This window comes from Nocardiopsis akebiae (assembly GCF_018316795.1).
GTDB classification, from domain to species: Bacteria; Actinomycetota; Actinomycetes; order Streptosporangiales; family Streptosporangiaceae; genus Nocardiopsis; species Nocardiopsis dassonvillei.
In genome coordinates, this window is the sequence record NZ_CP074132.1 from 402,432 (window position 1) to 416,951 (window position 14,520).

A 14,520-nucleotide genomic window follows, 5' to 3' on the forward strand; every position below is an offset into this window, starting at 1 on the left:
TACGCGTGCGCGCGAGGGCGCCGGAGCGGCCCGGTGGAGCCCCCGCAGGTCATCACACAGGTCCCACACGACGGGCACACGGGTTCTTCACATTCGTCGGCCAGTGTTCGTTGTCGTCCGGAGCGCGAGCACGCCGGACTCCTCCCCGAACGAAGCCGGACGGAAATCCCATGCGCCCAACGACGCCCGCACGCCCCACCCGGGCCCTGACGTTCCTCACGGCCGCCGCCCTGACGGCGCTCACCGCCTGCTCGTCCGCCCCGGACGGCGGAGCGGAGTCGGGGGAAGAACCCGTCGACACCGCGGGCAACGGCGTCGAGGGCGTGGAGATCGCGACGGTCGTCGGCGACGGGATCGACGTCCACGCCGAGCCCGGCGGCGAGGAGGTGCTGCACACCCTCGCGAGTCCGAACGACTTCGGGGTGGAGCGCGCTCTCCTCGTCGAGCGCAACGAGGGCGAGTGGCTCCGGGTCCTGCTGCCGGTCCGGCCGAACGGCAGCACGGGCTGGGTGAGGAGCGACGACGTGTGGCTGACCTCCACGGCGTACCGCGTGGAGGTCGACACCGGCGACTTCGCGTTCACCGTCTTCGACGGGGACGAGGAGGTGCGCACCGGGGTGATCGGCACGGGTGAGGGCGAGACCCCCACCCCCGAGGGCCGCTACTACTTCACCGAGCTGCTCCAGCCGCCGGACCCGGAGGGGCCCTACGGGGTCTACGCCTTCGGTCTGAGCGGGTTCTCCGAGACGTTGGAGACGTTCGCGGGCGGGCTCGGCCAGCTCGCCGTGCACGGCACCAACGACGAGGACGCCCTAGGCCGCGAGGTCAGCCACGGGTGCGTCCGGGTCTCCAACGAGGACATCACCTGGATGGCCGAGAACCTGCCGATCGGCACCCCGGTCGAGATCTCCGGCTGAGGCGACCTGCTCCGGACCGCCGCGCGGGACGGTATCCCGCGCACACGAACCACACACGAGGACTGCCATGCGTCTGAAGCACTGCCTGATCGCCGCCGGTTTCGCGGCCGCCGCCCTGTTCGGCGGGTCTCCCGTCTGGGCCGACGAATCGGCCACCCCCACCCCCGCCCCGGCCGAGTGCTGGGGCTCCTCCCCGGAGGCCGCGCCGCCCGCCGAGGAGCCCGGTGCCGTGGCGCCGTCCGAGGAGCCCGGCGGGTGGGCGCACGGTGAGGGTGCGCCCGGCGAGGAGTCCGGTGCGGGAGCCGAGCCGTGTGAGGACCCGGCCCAGCCGGGGGAGGAGTCCACGCCGCCCGCCGAGGAGCCCACCCCGGCCGAGGAGGCCGCGGCCCCCGTCCCCGTGCCCGCCGACCCGACCTACACCGGCTGACCGGCCGGTCCACGACCGGTGTCACCCCGTGGCGCGCACGGGGTGACACCGCGTGTACGGGGCCGGTTCCCTCAGGAGGCCCCGGAGCCCTGACCGGCACCGCCCGCCGCCGAGGGGAGTTCGACCGACTGCCGGTGCCGGAACACGTTGAGCGGGTCCCACCGCTCCTTCACCCGCTGGAGGCGGGGGTAGGAGTCCTTGTAGTAGAGCTTCGACCAGCGGTCCTTCGAGGTGTTCCAGGCCGGGTCGCCGAGGTCGACGTCCGGGTAGTTGACGTAGCACCCGTCGGTGGCGTCGCCGACCGCGGGGACCCCGCCGGTGGAGGCGAACGTCTTGCGGTAGGTGTCGCGGATCCACGCGACGTGCCGGGCCACGTCGGACTCCGGCTCGGTGCGCTTCCAGTAGACCTGGTACTGCACCTTGAGCACGGAGTCGCGCTGGGGCACGGCGGTGTCCACCGGCGGCTGGTTGACGGCCCCGCCGTAGGAGTCGACCTGGATCAGGGCCTCCTTGTTGACGTAGTCGGTGTAGTGCTCCTTGCCCAGGTAGGCCCACATGGCCTCGATCTGCGCAGGGCTGAAGGGCCTGCGCAGGTAGGCCGACTTGTACTTGCCGCACTGGTTCTCGCCGGAGCCGTTGAGCACCTGGGTGGCCGTCAGCCAGGGCAGCTTCCGGGGGGTCTGCATGCCCCGGACCGCGGGGTGCTCCCCCATGGGGGTCGTCATCTGCCCGGACTCCGGCGCGATCCGGCCGTCGACGGCGTCCAGGAACTCCTCCATGGCCCGCCCGCCCTCGGAGTCGTCGGCGTCGACCTGCGCGACGAGGCCGATCTCCCCGTTGCTGACGTGGTTGAGCTTGAGCAGCGCGAAGAGCCTGCCGGACGCCTCGTCCGGGTCCTGGTGGTCGCGGAAGTACTCGCCGTACGCCGTGACCAGGGCGGCGAAGTCGTCCTTGGTGAAGTCGGACCACTTCCACGAGAGGCCGCTGAGCAGCACGTTCGACGGGGGTTCGGGCAGGTCGCGGAACCAGAACCGGGTGACGATCCCGAAGTTCCCGCCTCCGCCCCCGGTGTGCGCCCACAGCAGTTCCCGGCGGTCGGGATCGGGATCGTCCCGCGTGGCCACGACCAGCTCGACCGAGCGGTCGGGCCGCACCACGGCCACCTCCACCGCGTACAGGTAGTCCACGGTGAGCCCGTACTGGCGGGAGAGCAGACCGTAGCCGCCCCCGGTGATGTGCCCGCCCATGCCGACCGAGTAGCAGGACCCGCCCGGCAGGGCCCTGCCGCTGAGCGGGTACAGGTGGCTGTAGGCGTGCCAGTTGGTGGCGCCCGCCTCCACGCAGTACGCCTCCAGTTCGGGGTCGTAGCCGATCCCGCACATGGGGCTGACGTCCAGGATCACGCGGACGTCGTCGCCGCAGACGAAGTCCTCGTAGCAGTGGCCGCCCGAACGCACCGTGATCCGCGTGCGGTCCGTGTCCGCCGCCGTCTGGTTGACCGCCTCGGACAGGGCGCGGGCGGCGCCCTCGGGCGTGGCCACCATCCGCACGTAGTCGGGACGGGCGATCCAGCGCTGGTTGAACCCCCGGTCGAGCGCGGGATAGCGCTTGTCGGAGGGCTTGACGGTGGTCAGGGGAGGGATGCCGTGGTCATGGGACATGTGAGCCGCCTGAGCTGCGAGGACAACGAGACGCCATGTGGTTACCCAGCGTGCCCGGATGCGAAAAGCAGCCGATGTGCCCTGTGTGGTTACGGACGGTGATAGCGGCCCGTAAGGGGTGGGACCGGTCACCGAAAAGGCTTTTCGTGCACACGCGCCCCCGAGCAGGGGCGGAGCCGGAGGAAGCCCCTCTGATGCGTCCGGGACCCCGGAACCCTTGAGCCCTCCTGTAGCTCCTCCGGCCTCCTGACACCGTTTCAGCCCCTCTGGAACCCCGCGGGCGGCCGGGAGGGCTCCGCCGGGTCCGCCCGCGGCTCGCCGGTCCGCGTCCGGGCCGGGCGCGGGCGGCTGACCTACGCTGGCGCCATGACTGATCTGCCGCAGCGCTGCGACGCCGTGGTCGTGGGGGCGGGCATGGCCGGACTGGTCGCCGCCGCCGACCTCGCCGCCGCCGGGCTCGACGTGACCGTCGTGGAGGCCGGGGAGTCCGTGGGGGGACGCGTCCGCAGCGACGTGCGGGACGGCTACGTGCTCGACCGCGGCTTCCAGATCCTCAACACCGCCTACCCGGCCGTGCGCCGCCGCCTGGACCTGGACGCCCTGCGCCTGCGGTCCTTCCCCAAGGGGATGGCCGTGCGCACCGACCGGGGGCTGCTGCGGCTGCACCCGTCGCTCTCCGGTGCCCTGGCGTCGCTGTCCCTGCTGTCCGGCTCGCTCGTGCGCCCCTCCGACCTCTTCCGCCTGCTGCGCGCCGTGGCCGCGGACGCCCTGGAACCGGCCGACCGGATCAAGGCCAGGCCCGAGACCGACACCCTCACCGCGCTGCGCCGCCTCGGTCTGGGCAGACGGGCCGTGAACACCCTCGTGCGCCCCTTCCTGACCGGCGTCTTCCTGGACGAGTCCCTGAGCACGTCCAGCAGGGTCAACGACCTGGTCTGGCGCAGCTTCGCGCGGGGTCGGCTGGCCGTTCCGGAGGCGGGCGTCCAGGCCGTCTCCGACCAGCTCGCGACGCGTGCCGGGAGCGCGCGCTTCCTGTTGGGGACGCCCGCGCACGAGGTGGCGCCGGGCCTGGTGCGCACCGAGGCGGGCACCGTGCGGGCCCGCGCCGTCGTGGTCGCGGTCGGCCCGGGAGCGGCGCCCAGGCTCCTGCCCTCGCTGCCCGCGCCGGTGCTCAACCCCGCCACCACCTACTACCACTCCCGTCCCGCCGGACCCGACGACGACCCGCTCCTGCACGTGGACGGGCGCTCCCGGCGCAGCGGGACCAGGCTGAGCAGCGTCATGGTGCTGACCGCCACCGCCCCGTCCTACGCGCCGCCGGGCCGGGCGCTGATCGCCTCCTCCACGGTGGGGCCCCACCAGCCCCCGGAGGCCGAGGTACGGGCGGAGGCCGCCGGGATCCTGGGCGAGCGGGACGGGGACTGGGAGCACCTGGAGACGGTGCACGTGCCCGACGCCCTGCCCGCGGCGCCGCCGCCCCTGGGCGACCTGCGCCGTCCGGTCCGCCTGGAGGAGGGCCTCTACGTCGCGGGCGACCACCGCGACACGCCCTCGCTCCAGGGTGCGCTGGTCAGCGGGGCGAGGGCCGCCGCCGCGGCCCTGGCCGACCTCGACGTGCGGTGAGCCCGGCGACGGAGCGGCGCACGGGCCGCTGAGGAACGCCCGCCCGTGGCCGGGCGGGGCGGGACCGGTTCACAGGCGGCTGATCCAGAAGGAGCTGATCGCGTTGTCGGCCCCCGAGCCGACGTAGGACTCGCTGAAGCCGCTGTCGCCGCACTTGCCGCAGTAGTACGCGTCGGCCCCGTAGTTCGCGTGGTGGTACCCCGACACCGTGTTGCAGCCGTTGAACGTGCGGAACGAGCTGACGCGGTCGTTCCAGTCGTCGCCTACGTAGGCGATGCCGTAGCCCTCCCCGTCGCAGCCGCCGAAGTCTCCGCGGACCTGGGTGCTGCCTCCGGCGAAGTCCGGCAGGTCGTACCAGGTCATCAGCAGCGTGTCCGCCGCGGCCTGGTGGGACCTGTCGCGGGACCGGGCGTCGGGGAAGCAGGCGTACGACAGCACGGCGGACTCCTCCTGACCGTGTCGGAGCTCGTCGAGGACGAGGACGCAGTGCTCGTCGTCGACGGTGGCCTGCGCGGGCGAGGAGAGCGGAAGGAGGCACAGGACGGCGGCGGACGCGGCGGTGGTCGCCGCGCGGAGGGCTGTGGAAACGCGCACGGGATTCTCCTTGGATACTGCGGACCTTGCGTGTCCGCGCGGACACTCTCCAGTACTGAGGGGGAGCTGCCAAGGGCCCCGGGGGCCGAAACCGGGGCCTCGGGGCGGCGCATTCCGACTGGTCAGAGGAACGTGATGTGTGCGGGGGCGCGACGAGTCGGCTCCAACGCACCGATAACCGGCGTCTTCTCCCCCGGTTGCGGCCAGGGGAAAAGGTCCGGCCCATCCCGCCCGGCCCCGGCTCAGGGCAGGTGCACCATCCCGGCGATCCGGCCGGCCGCCTCCCGCACGGCGGCGCCGAAGGGGGCGGGGTCGTCCAGCTCCAGGAGCGAGACGCCGACGCTGGCCACCGGAGCGGAACTCCTCCCGACCACCGCCGCCGACACCCCGGTCACCGCGTTGGTCACCTCGGCGTGGGAGACGGCGTAGCCCCGCTCGCGGGCCAGGGCGACCTCCTCGCGCTCCCCGGGCCGGGGCGGCATGGCCGCGAGCAGCGCCAGCCCGGCCGACCCCTTGTCGATGGGATCGACCCGGCCGGTCCGGAAGGCGATGTGGGCCGTGGCCCCGCGCGGTTCCACCACCATCAGGGCGCGCGCCTCGCCCTCACCCTCGGGAACGACGAGGTGCGCGGTGGCCGCCTGCGACTCGGCCAGCTCGGCCAGGACCGGACCGGCGACCTGGCGCAGGTCCGCCTCCACCGACTCGGCCAGCGCGACCAGTCCGGGCCCCAGGGTGATGCGCTTGAAGGGGTCGCGTTTGCACAGCCGGTGCTCCTCCAGCGTGCGCACCAGCCGGTGGGCGACCGTGCGGTGCACCCCCACCCCCTCGGCGATCTCGGTGAGCGACAGTCCGTGCGGACTGCGGCTGAGCAGCTCCAACACCTCGATCCCGTTGTGCAGGGTCTTGGACGTCCGGGTGTTGGGCCTGTCGGCCGGTGTCTCGGGCATCTGGCTCCTCTCGCACCGCGAAGATACACCTCCCGCCTCTTGACGCGGGTGACGTGTGACACATACGTTAAGCCTTAATTGCACGCCTAGTGCGATTATCGCACACTAAGGGGGAGGTCATGGACGGTTCGCTGGTCACCGGCATCCACCAGCTCTACGCGCGCCAGTCCCACCTGATCGACGGCGGCCACGCCGACGCCTGGGCGCAGACCTTCGCCCCCGACGGCGAGTTCCACTCACCGACCTATCCCGCGCCGGTCGTGGGGCGCGACCGCCTGCGGGCCTTCGCCGAGGACTTCGCGCACGCGGCCCGGGAAGCGGGCGAGGTGCGCCGCCACGTGGTCACCAACCTCTTCGTGGAGTCCGCGGACACCACACAGGCGCAGGTCAGCGCCTATCTTCAGGTCATCGGCACCCGTGTGACGGGCGACACCGCGATCCTGAGGTTCACCACCGTCAGCGACCGGCTGGTCCACGACGGACAGGACTGGCGCGTCGCGCGCCGGGACGTCCGGCGCGACGACACCGCCTGAACCCCGGCCGCGCCCGGCCGGACCCGCACCCACCGCACCCGCTCCCCAGCAGACCCGGACCCGCCACCCCGGTCCCGTCCCACCAAGGAAAGGCCGCACACCATGACCCAGCACGAGGGCACCGGCCCCGCCCGCGTCGTCCACCGCGTGATGGAGGCCGTCCACCCCGAGATGACCGGCCGCACCGCGGTCGTCACCGGGGCCGCGCGCGGCATGGGCCGCAGCTTCGCCGCCGCCCTGGCCACCCGCGGCGTCAACGTCGTCGCGGCCGACATCAACGACGTCGACATGAAGCGGGTCGCCGACGAGATCAACCGCGACCTGGCCGACGGCGCCCTGAGCGAGCGGCCCGGCCGGGTCGCCCCCCGCCGCGTCGACGTGGTCGTGCCCGAGCAGCACGACGACCTCGCCCGCGCCGCCGTCGACGAGTTCGGCTCCCTCGACTACTGGGTCAACAACGCCGGGGTCTTCCCGTACGCCACCGTCGGCGAGATCACCGCCGAGCAGATGTCCGCCGTCCTCGACGTCAACGTCCAAGGGGTCCTGCACGGCGCCCAGGCCGCCGCCCGCCGCATGCGGCCCGGCGGCGTCATCGTCAACATGTCCTCGGTGTCGGCGGTGCGCGTGCGCCGGGGCCGAGCCGCCTACTGCGCGTCCAAGGCCGCCGTCGCCCACCTGACCGAGTCCCTCGCCGTCGAACTGGGCGACAAGGGACTGCGCGTCAACTCCATCGCCCCCGGCTTCATCGACACCGAGATGACGCGCTGGCTCCAGGACGACCCCGAGGCCCTGGCCGCCGCCCTGGACAACGTGCCGCTGCACCGGGTCGGCTCCCCCGAGGAGGTCGTCGGCGTCCTGCTCTTCCTGCTCTCCGACAGCAGCCGCTACGTGACCGGGCACAGCATCGCCGTCGACGGGGGGTCCCGCCATGTCTGAGCACCTCGGCCACCACGACCACGACGACGAGGAGACCGCCGACGTCGTCGTCATCGGCGGGGGAGGGGCCGGGCTCGCCGCGGCCGTCACCGCCGCCGAGGAGGGCGCGCGCGTCCTGCTGTTCGAGTCCGAGTCCGAGCTGGGCGGCTCCACCCAGCTCTCGGCCGGGCTCTTCACCGCCGCCGCGACCAGCGTCCAGCGCGGTGCGGGCGTGGAGGACAGCGCCGAGCGCTTCTACCAGCACTACATGGACCTCAACCAGTGGATGCTCGAACCCGGGCTGGTCCGCGCCTTCTGCGAGAGCGCCGGACCCACCCTGGAATGGCTCATCGGACTGGGCGCCGGGTTCCCGGCCCGGACCTCCACCAACGCGCACATGCCCGGCCTGACCCGGGCCGGGGTCGAGGACGTCTGGCGCGCCCACGTTCCGGCCGACCAGGGGCTCGGACTGGTCCAGGTGCTCGCGGCCGCCTGCCGCCGCCTCGGGGTCGAGACCGTGCTCAACACCCGGGTGCGGCACCTGCTGTTCGAGGACGGCCGGGTGCGCGGCGTCGTCGCCGACGGAGTCACCGTCCGCGCGAACGCCGTCGTGGTCGCCACCGGCGGCCTGGCCCGCGACCCCGAACTGCTCAAGGAGTACTACCCGGACGCCCTGGAGGCGGGCGAGCACGCGTTCGTCGTGGCCGCGCCAGGCAGCCGTGGCGACCACATGCGCTTCGCCGAACAGGTGGGTGCCTCCGTGGCCGGCTCGGGCTGGGGGCTGCGGCTGCCCACCGTCTACTTCCAGCGCCAGCACCACTGGCAGTCGGGGTTCCCGCCGCTCTCGCGCGTGTACGTCAACGGGGCCGGGCGCCGATTCATGGACGAGGACGCCTCCTACGCCGTCTCCACCGGCATCATCGACGCCCAGGGCGGCTCCGCCTGGTGCGTGTTCGACGACCGGGCCCGGGCCTCGCTGCCCGCCGGGTACGCGGACTGGACCCCCGAACGCGTCACCGAGGAGGCCGACGCCGGCCGCACCCTGCGCGCCGACACCCTGGAGGAACTGGCCGCCCTCATGGGGGTTCCCGAGGCCGCGCTGCTCACCACGGTGCGGACCTGGAACTCCCAACTGCCGAACGGGCGGGACCCGGACTTCCTGCGCCACCTGACCCTGCGCGGCAAGGGGGCGCGGACCGACCCCGAGCCCCTGGACACCGCTCCGTACTACGCGGCCCGCGTACTCCCGGCCGAGATCGTCTGCACGCACGCCGGTCTGGAGATCGACTCCGCCGCCGCCGTGCGCGACCGCACCGGGGCCGCGGTCCCCGGGCTCTTCGCCGCGGGCGAGGCGGGCGCCGGCGTCCTCGGCCCCCGCTACGTCGGCGGCGGCAACGCGGTCGCCAACGCCCTCACCATGGGCCGCGTCGCCGGCCGGGGAGCGGCGGGCGCGCGGACCGGACCCGCCCGGCGGGCGCGACCCGTCGCGTGACGGGCGGCGCCACCGGACCCGCCCCGGGGCGGGGGTCCTGAGGCGCACCCGCCCCGCACCCTCCGCCCCACCGCACCGGACACTCCACGCGGTTCCCTCGGCGCACGGCTCCACCGTCCCAACGACGGTCGACAGCACGCGCCCCGGCCCCCGCCATCCCCCACGACCACGGGATCGGGCGGCGCACACACCGATCCGATCCTCTCCCCAGGGAGGCAGCATGTCACTCCACCAGCAGTCGGCGTCCGGACCAGCACCGGCGCCGGAGGCGGGCTTCCAGTCGCGGATGAAGGTCATCCGCGCGGCGGTCATCGGCACCGTCGTCGAGTACTACGACTTCGGCATCTACGGCTACATGGCCACGTTCGTGGCGATGCTCTTCTTCGTCTCGGAGGACCCGACGGCGGCCCTGCTGGGCACGTTCGCGGCCTTCGCCGTCGCGTTCTTCATGCGCGTGCCCGGCGGCATCCTCTTCGGCCACATCGGGGACCGCTACGGGCGCAAGCGGGCCCTGTCCTGGACCATCCTGCTGATGGTCCTGGCCACCGCCGCCATCGGAGTGCTGCCCAACTACTACACCCTCGGCGTGTGGGCGACCGTCCTGCTGGTCCTGTGCCGCTGCGTCCAGGGCTTCGCGGCGGGCGGCGAACTCGGCGGCGCCAACGCCTTCGTGGCCGAGTCCGCCCCGGCGCGCTGGCGGGCCACCCAGACCTCCCTGGTCAACTCGGGGACCTACTTCGGCTCGCTGTTCGCCTCGCTGGTGGCACTCGCCTTCACCACGGCCTTCACCGAGCAGCAGATGCTGGACTGGGCGTGGCGCCTGCCGTTCCTGCTCAGCCTGCCCATCGGCGTCATCGGCCTCTACATCCGCAGCCACCTGGACGACACCCCGCAGTTCAAGCAGCTGGAGGACAAGGGCGAGACCGAGCGCATGCCGATCCGGACCCTGCTGGTCACCAACTGGCGGTCCGTGCTGAAGATCATCGGCCTGGGCGCGGTGATCACCGGCGGCTACTACATCGTCTCCGTGTACGCGGCCACCTACCTCCAGACCACCGCCGGGCACTCCGCCCAGCTGGCCTTCGCCTCGACCTCGGTCGCCATGGTCGTCGGCGCCGCCACCCTGCCGCTCTCGGGCTACCTGGCCGACACCATCGGCCGCAGGAAGGTCATCCTCATCGGCAGCGTCGGGGCCGCGCTCCTGGGCTTCCCGATGTTCATGATGATGTCCGCCGGTCCGGCCTGGGCCGCCATCGTGGGCCAGACGGTGCTGTTCGTGTGCGTCTCGGTCGTCAACGGCGCCTCGTTCGTCACCTACGCCGAGATGCTGAGCGCCTCCACCCGCTACAGCGGGATCGCGCTCGGCAACAACGTCACCAACACCTTCCTGGGCGGCACCGCGCCCTTCGTCGCGACCTGGCTGATCAGCGCCACCGGCCAGCCGCTGGCGCCCGCGGGCTACTTCGTCCTCACCGCCCTGGTGACCCTGGTGACCGTCCTTTTCGTCACCGAGACGCGCGGCACCGAACTGCCCATCGACTGAATCGACTGAGAGGAGGAGGGACGTGCGGACAGCGGACGCGACGAGCGGCGGGACCGGACACGGACTGGCCGGGCGAGTCGTCCTGGTGACGGGCGCCGCGGGCGGCATGGGCAGGGCCGAGGCCCTGGCACTGGGACGCGAGGGCGCCCGGGTCTGGGTGGCGGACCTGGACGCGGAGCGGGGCGAGGACACGGCCCGGGAGATAGGTGAGCTGGGCGCGACGGCCCGGTTCGCCCGCCTGGACGCCGCCGACCCGGACGACTGGACGCGCCTGCGCGACCGGATCGCGGGCGAGGACGGCGGACGCCTGGACGGGCTGGTCAACAACGCCGGGGTCAGCCACCGCTTCGGGATCGCCGACACGACCGACGAGGACTGGCGCCGCGTGCTCGACGTCAACCTGTCCAGCGTGTTCTACGGCATGCGGTCCATGGCACCGCTGCTGCGCGAGTCGGGGTCGGCCTCGGTGGTCAACGTGTCCTCCATCGCCGGGATGACCGGCTACTTCTCCGCCTCCTACGGCGCGAGCAAGTGGGGCGTGCGCGGCCTGAGCAAGGTGGGCGCGCTGGAGTTCGCGCCCTGGGGAGTGCGGGTGAACTCCCTGCACCCCGGGCTGGTGGACACCCCGCTGCTGCGCTCGGGGACCGACGACTTCGTCGATGAGAGCCTGCGCTCGGTGCCCGCGGGCCGGGTGGCCGAACCCGGGGAGGTCGCCGACGTCGTGCTGTTCCTGCTGTCGGAGGCCTCCCGGTACGTGACGGGGGCCGAACTGGTCGTCGACGGCGGCCTGACCTCCGGCGGCCTCTACCACCGGATCACCTCGGGCCTGCGGGAGGGGCCCGTCTGAGTGTCCGGGCACGGCTCCGGGGAGGCGCCCACCGTCCAGGTGCGCCTCCCCGGTTCCCCGGCGCGCGGGGACTCCGGAACCCCCGGCTCCTCCGGGGGACGGGCCCGCCGTCTACCGGGACTCGCCCCGCTACCGCCTCCGGGAGGCCGCCGACCGCCGCGGACGGGCGCGGGCCGCGCACCGGAGGGGACCGGCGAAGGCCCGCCCCGCGCCCCCGTGTCCCCCGTGCGAGCTACGCGCAGGTGTCCACTCCAGGGTGACGACCGCGCACCACCGCCTTCAGTAGCTTTCTGGCCAGACGCGAAACCCCCTACGAAGGAATTCCGATGAGACTTGTCTGGCAGCTCCTGGCCGTCGCCGCGGTCGCCTTCATCGGTGCACAGGGAGTCATGGCGTTCCAGGACACCCCCTGGATCGCCCTGGTCCTGGGCCTCCTGGTCGCCGTGGCCTCGGTGTTCGTCTACCGGTGGGTGGTGCGCCGCACCGAGCGCCGCACCGTGACCGAACTGGCCTGGAAGGGCGCCGTCTCCTCCACCAGTTGGGGCACCCTCCTCGGCGTCGGGCTGTTCGCCCTGGTCATCGTCAACATCGTCTTCCTCGGCGGCTACCAGGTCAACGGCCTGGGCTCTCCGATGAGCGCCCTGGGACTGGTGGGCTTCATGGCCGCCGTCGCGGTGACCGAGGAGCTGATGTGGCGCGGCGTGCTGTTCCGCATCATCGAGGAGCGCACCGGCAGCTGGATCGCCCTCGCACTGACCGGCCTGGCCTTCGGCCTGGTGCACCTGATCAACCCGCACGCCACCCTGTGGGGCGCCATCGCCATCGCCATCGAGGCCGGCGGCATGCTCACCGCCGCCTACATCGCCACCCGCAGCCTGTGGCTGCCCATCGGCCTGCACTTCGGCTGGAACATCGCCGGATCCGCCGTCTTCAGCACCGCGGTCTCGGGCAGCGACACCCCCCAGGGGCTGCTGGACGTCACCATCTCGGGCCCCACGATCATCACCGGCGGCGACTTCGGCCCCGAAGGCAGCATGTACTCCGTGGTGTTCTGCGTCATCGTCACCGTGGTCCTCATGTGGATCGCCCGCCGACGCGACCGGATCGTCCCCGTCCTCCGGCGCGGCGAGCGTCTCGCCGCCACCACTACACTTCCCCAGTGACCAGTCTCCGGCGGCTCCCCGAACTGTGGCGGCGACTCGACGTCACCCTCCGGGACCTGCCCCTGGGGCTGCTGCTACTGACCGCCTCGCTCATCCCGTCACTGCACGGGCAGGGGACCGAGTTCGGCGGGGTGGCCGACCGCCCCCTCGACGCCCTGGGGCTGGTCGCGGTCGCCCTCCAGTCCCTCCCCCTGGCCGGGCGGCGGCGCTGGCCGATCCCGTCCCTGGTCCTGGTGGCGGGCGGCTTCGCCCTCGACCAGCTCAACGGTTACCACCTGTTCGCGGGCACCGCGCTGCCCATCGCGCTGGTGAGCGCCGGCGCCCACGTCCACCGGTACCGGCGCACCACCGTGCTCGTGGCCTCGGCCGCCTACGTGGTGCTGTCGGTCGGGGTGGACCGGCTCGGGACGGGCGAGACCCCGGCCGGGTACGTGACCTTCTACGGGGCGCTGGCCCTGGCCTGGGGCGTCGGGGCGTGGCTGCGCTCCACCCGCATCGCCGAGGCCGAACGCCGCCGCCTCGTCGCCGAGGCCACCCGCACCGCAGAGCGCACCCGCATCGCCCGCGAACTCCACGACGTCGTGACCCACCACGTGACCGCGATGGTCGTGCAGGCCGAGTCGGCGCGCTACCTGACCTCCGCGCCCGACCGGCTCGACCAGACCCTGACCGCGGTCACCGACACCGGCAGGCGGGCCATCACCGACCTGCGACACCTGCTCGACCTGCTCAACCCCGACCACTCCGTCCCCGCGTCCGACGAAGGGCTGCTCACCGTGGTCGAGCAGACGCGCCGTGCCGGGCAGCCGGTGGAGTTCAGCGAGGAGGGCACCCCGGCCTCCTCTCGGGGCAGCGCCGACCTCGTCGCGCACCGCGTCGTGCGGGAGGCCCTGACCAACGCCCTCAAGTACGCGCACGGCAGCCCCACCACCGTGCGGGTGCGCCACCGCCCCGAGGAGATCACCGTGAACGTCAGCACCGACCACGCCGGGCCCCCGGGCGTCTCCCCGGGCGGAAGCGGTCGCGGCCTGGTCGGTCTGCGCGAACGCGTCGAGGTCCTGGGCGGCGACTTCACCGCGGGCCCGCGCGAGGGCGGGGGCTTCGCCGTCCACGCCCGCATCCCCGCGCACGCTCCGGCGGGCGACCGGGCATGAGCGCGCCGATCCGGGTCCTGGTCTGCGACGACCAGGTACTGATCCGCACCGGCCTCGTCACCATCATCGACGCGCAGCCCGACCTGGAGGTCGCCGGTGAGTGCGGGGACGGCGCGGCCGCCGTCGAACTCGCCGAGCGGCTGCGCCCCGACGTGGTGGTCATGGACGTGCGCATGCCCGTGCTCGACGGCATCGAGGCCACCCGGCGCCTGGCCGGGGCCGGGGTGGACCGCCCCGTCAAGGTCCTGGTGGTCACGACGTTCAACCTCGACGAGTACGTCTACGAGGCGCTGCGCGCGGGCGCCAGCGGGTTCCTGCTCAAGGACGCGCCCCCGGCCCAGCTCCTGCACGGCATCCGCACCGTGTCCACCGGCGCGGCGCTGCTGGACCCCGAGGTCACTCGGCAGCTGGTGGGCAGGTACGCCGCCCGGATCCGGCCCCCCGACGCCGCCGCGGCCGACGCCCGGCTGACCCCGCGCGAGCTGGAGGTCCTGCGCCTGATCGCCGACGGCCTGTCCAACGGCGAGATCGCCGCGAGCCTGTTCATCAGCCAGGAGACCGTGAAGACCTTCGTCTCGCGCATCCTCACCAAACTCGACCTGCGCGACCGCGTCCAGGCCGTGGTCTACGCCTACCGGCAGGGACTGGTGACCTGACCCCCGCGCCGGCCGCACGCCGTTCGCCGGGCACGGGCCCGACCTTGA

Annotated in this window: 14 protein-coding genes; 11 read left to right on the forward strand and 3 right to left on the reverse strand. The window is 73.2% G+C overall.

Features of this window, described 5'->3' with window-relative positions:
- The first annotated feature begins 170 nt into the window (after positions 1-170).
- Together KGD83_RS01815 and KGD83_RS01820 are read left to right on the forward strand one after the other, a co-directional pair.
- On the forward strand, positions 171-917 hold the full coding sequence (locus tag KGD83_RS01815; RefSeq protein ID WP_212642226.1) for a L,D-transpeptidase: 747 nt from the start codon (positions 171-173) through the stop codon (positions 915-917).
- A gap of 67 nt (positions 918-984) precedes the next feature.
- Positions 985-1,344, forward strand: coding sequence for a hypothetical protein (locus tag KGD83_RS01820; RefSeq protein ID WP_212642227.1), 360 nt, complete (start codon positions 985-987; stop codon positions 1,342-1,344).
- 71 nt (positions 1,345-1,415) lie between these two features.
- Here KGD83_RS01820 and KGD83_RS01825 read toward each other — a convergent pair whose 3' ends face one another.
- Entirely contained in the window at positions 1,416-3,005 is a 1,590-nt protein-coding gene (locus tag KGD83_RS01825; RefSeq protein WP_212642228.1) for an FAD-binding oxidoreductase, read from the reverse strand.
- Between the two features lie 366 nt (positions 3,006-3,371).
- On the opposite strand from KGD83_RS01825, the gene KGD83_RS01830 reads away from it, so the two are divergent.
- Complete coding sequence (locus KGD83_RS01830) at positions 3,372-4,628, forward strand: FAD-dependent oxidoreductase (RefSeq protein ID WP_212642229.1); 1,257 nt, start codon at positions 3,372-3,374, stop codon at positions 4,626-4,628.
- Positions 4,629-4,697: 69 nt separating this feature from the next.
- Here the strand turns inward: KGD83_RS01830 and KGD83_RS01835 are convergent, their stop codons facing one another.
- Together KGD83_RS01835 and KGD83_RS01840 are read right to left on the reverse strand one after the other, a co-directional pair.
- Positions 4,698-5,222, reverse strand: a complete 525-nt coding sequence (locus KGD83_RS01835; protein WP_212642230.1) for a hypothetical protein — start codon at positions 5,220-5,222, stop codon at positions 4,698-4,700.
- Between the two features lie 242 nt (positions 5,223-5,464).
- The gene (locus KGD83_RS01840) at positions 5,465-6,169 is read right to left on the reverse strand and encodes an IclR family transcriptional regulator (protein WP_212642231.1); all 705 of its coding nucleotides are present in this window, start codon (positions 6,167-6,169) and stop codon (positions 5,465-5,467) included.
- Between the two features lie 119 nt (positions 6,170-6,288).
- Between KGD83_RS01840 and KGD83_RS01845 the strand changes: the two genes are divergently transcribed.
- From KGD83_RS01845 to KGD83_RS01880, 8 genes are all read left to right on the forward strand, one after another.
- Positions 6,289-6,702, forward strand: a complete 414-nt coding sequence (locus tag KGD83_RS01845) for a nuclear transport factor 2 family protein (RefSeq protein ID WP_212642232.1) — start codon at positions 6,289-6,291, stop codon at positions 6,700-6,702.
- A 102-nt stretch (positions 6,703-6,804) separates the two neighbouring features.
- Entirely contained in the window at positions 6,805-7,638 is an 834-nt protein-coding gene (locus KGD83_RS01850) for an SDR family NAD(P)-dependent oxidoreductase (RefSeq protein WP_212642233.1), read from the forward strand.
- Positions 7,631-9,109 carry an FAD-dependent oxidoreductase gene (locus tag KGD83_RS01855; protein ID WP_212642234.1) on the forward strand — a complete coding sequence of 493 codons (1,479 nt, stop codon included), beginning with the start codon at positions 7,631-7,633 and terminating at the stop codon, positions 9,107-9,109. The genes KGD83_RS01850 and KGD83_RS01855 overlap by 8 nt, the downstream gene beginning before the upstream one ends.
- A gap of 220 nt (positions 9,110-9,329) precedes the next feature.
- Complete coding sequence (locus KGD83_RS01860; RefSeq protein WP_212642235.1) at positions 9,330-10,652, forward strand: MFS transporter; 1,323 nt, start codon at positions 9,330-9,332, stop codon at positions 10,650-10,652.
- 22 nt (positions 10,653-10,674) lie between these two features.
- The gene (locus KGD83_RS01865) at positions 10,675-11,499 is read left to right on the forward strand and encodes an SDR family NAD(P)-dependent oxidoreductase (RefSeq protein WP_212642236.1); all 825 of its coding nucleotides are present in this window, start codon (positions 10,675-10,677) and stop codon (positions 11,497-11,499) included.
- Positions 11,500-11,825: 326 nt separating this feature from the next.
- The gene (locus KGD83_RS01870; protein WP_212642237.1) at positions 11,826-12,662 is read left to right on the forward strand and encodes a type II CAAX endopeptidase family protein; all 837 of its coding nucleotides are present in this window, start codon (positions 11,826-11,828) and stop codon (positions 12,660-12,662) included.
- A complete protein-coding gene (locus KGD83_RS01875) occupies positions 12,659-13,816 on the forward strand; it encodes a sensor histidine kinase (RefSeq protein ID WP_212642238.1) in 1,158 nt (385 codons plus the stop codon). Before KGD83_RS01870 ends, KGD83_RS01875 begins: the two co-directional genes overlap by 4 nt.
- Positions 13,813-14,472 carry a response regulator gene (locus KGD83_RS01880; protein ID WP_212642239.1) on the forward strand — a complete coding sequence of 220 codons (660 nt, stop codon included), beginning with the start codon at positions 13,813-13,815 and terminating at the stop codon, positions 14,470-14,472. The genes KGD83_RS01875 and KGD83_RS01880 overlap by 4 nt, the downstream gene beginning before the upstream one ends.
- Positions 14,473-14,520 lie beyond the last annotated feature (48 nt).

What these genes read in the sequence shown, in the direction of transcription:
- KGD83_RS01815 (WP_212642226.1), top strand. Translation starts at nt 171, where the DNA reads ATGCGCCCAACGACGCCCGCACGCCCCACCCGGGCCCTGACGTTCCTC.
- KGD83_RS01860 (WP_212642235.1), top strand. Translation starts at nt 9,330, where the DNA reads ATGTCACTCCACCAGCAGTCGGCGTCCGGACCAGCACCGGCGCCGGAG.
- KGD83_RS01830 (WP_212642229.1), top strand. Translation starts at nt 3,372, where the DNA reads ATGACTGATCTGCCGCAGCGCTGCGACGCCGTGGTCGTGGGGGCGGGC.
- KGD83_RS01850 (WP_212642233.1), top strand. Translation starts at nt 6,805, where the DNA reads ATGACCCAGCACGAGGGCACCGGCCCCGCCCGCGTCGTCCACCGCGTG.
- KGD83_RS01820 (WP_212642227.1), top strand. Translation starts at nt 985, where the DNA reads ATGCGTCTGAAGCACTGCCTGATCGCCGCCGGTTTCGCGGCCGCCGCC.
- KGD83_RS01855 (WP_212642234.1), top strand. Translation starts at nt 7,631, where the DNA reads ATGTCTGAGCACCTCGGCCACCACGACCACGACGACGAGGAGACCGCC.
- KGD83_RS01870 (WP_212642237.1), top strand. Translation starts at nt 11,826, where the DNA reads ATGAGACTTGTCTGGCAGCTCCTGGCCGTCGCCGCGGTCGCCTTCATC.
- KGD83_RS01825 (WP_212642228.1), bottom strand. Translation starts at nt 3,005, where the DNA reads ATGTCCCATGACCACGGCATCCCTCCCCTGACCACCGTCAAGCCCTCC.
- KGD83_RS01840 (WP_212642231.1), bottom strand. Translation starts at nt 6,169, where the DNA reads ATGCCCGAGACACCGGCCGACAGGCCCAACACCCGGACGTCCAAGACC.
- KGD83_RS01845 (WP_212642232.1), top strand. Translation starts at nt 6,289, where the DNA reads ATGGACGGTTCGCTGGTCACCGGCATCCACCAGCTCTACGCGCGCCAG.
- KGD83_RS01880 (WP_212642239.1), top strand. Translation starts at nt 13,813, where the DNA reads ATGAGCGCGCCGATCCGGGTCCTGGTCTGCGACGACCAGGTACTGATC.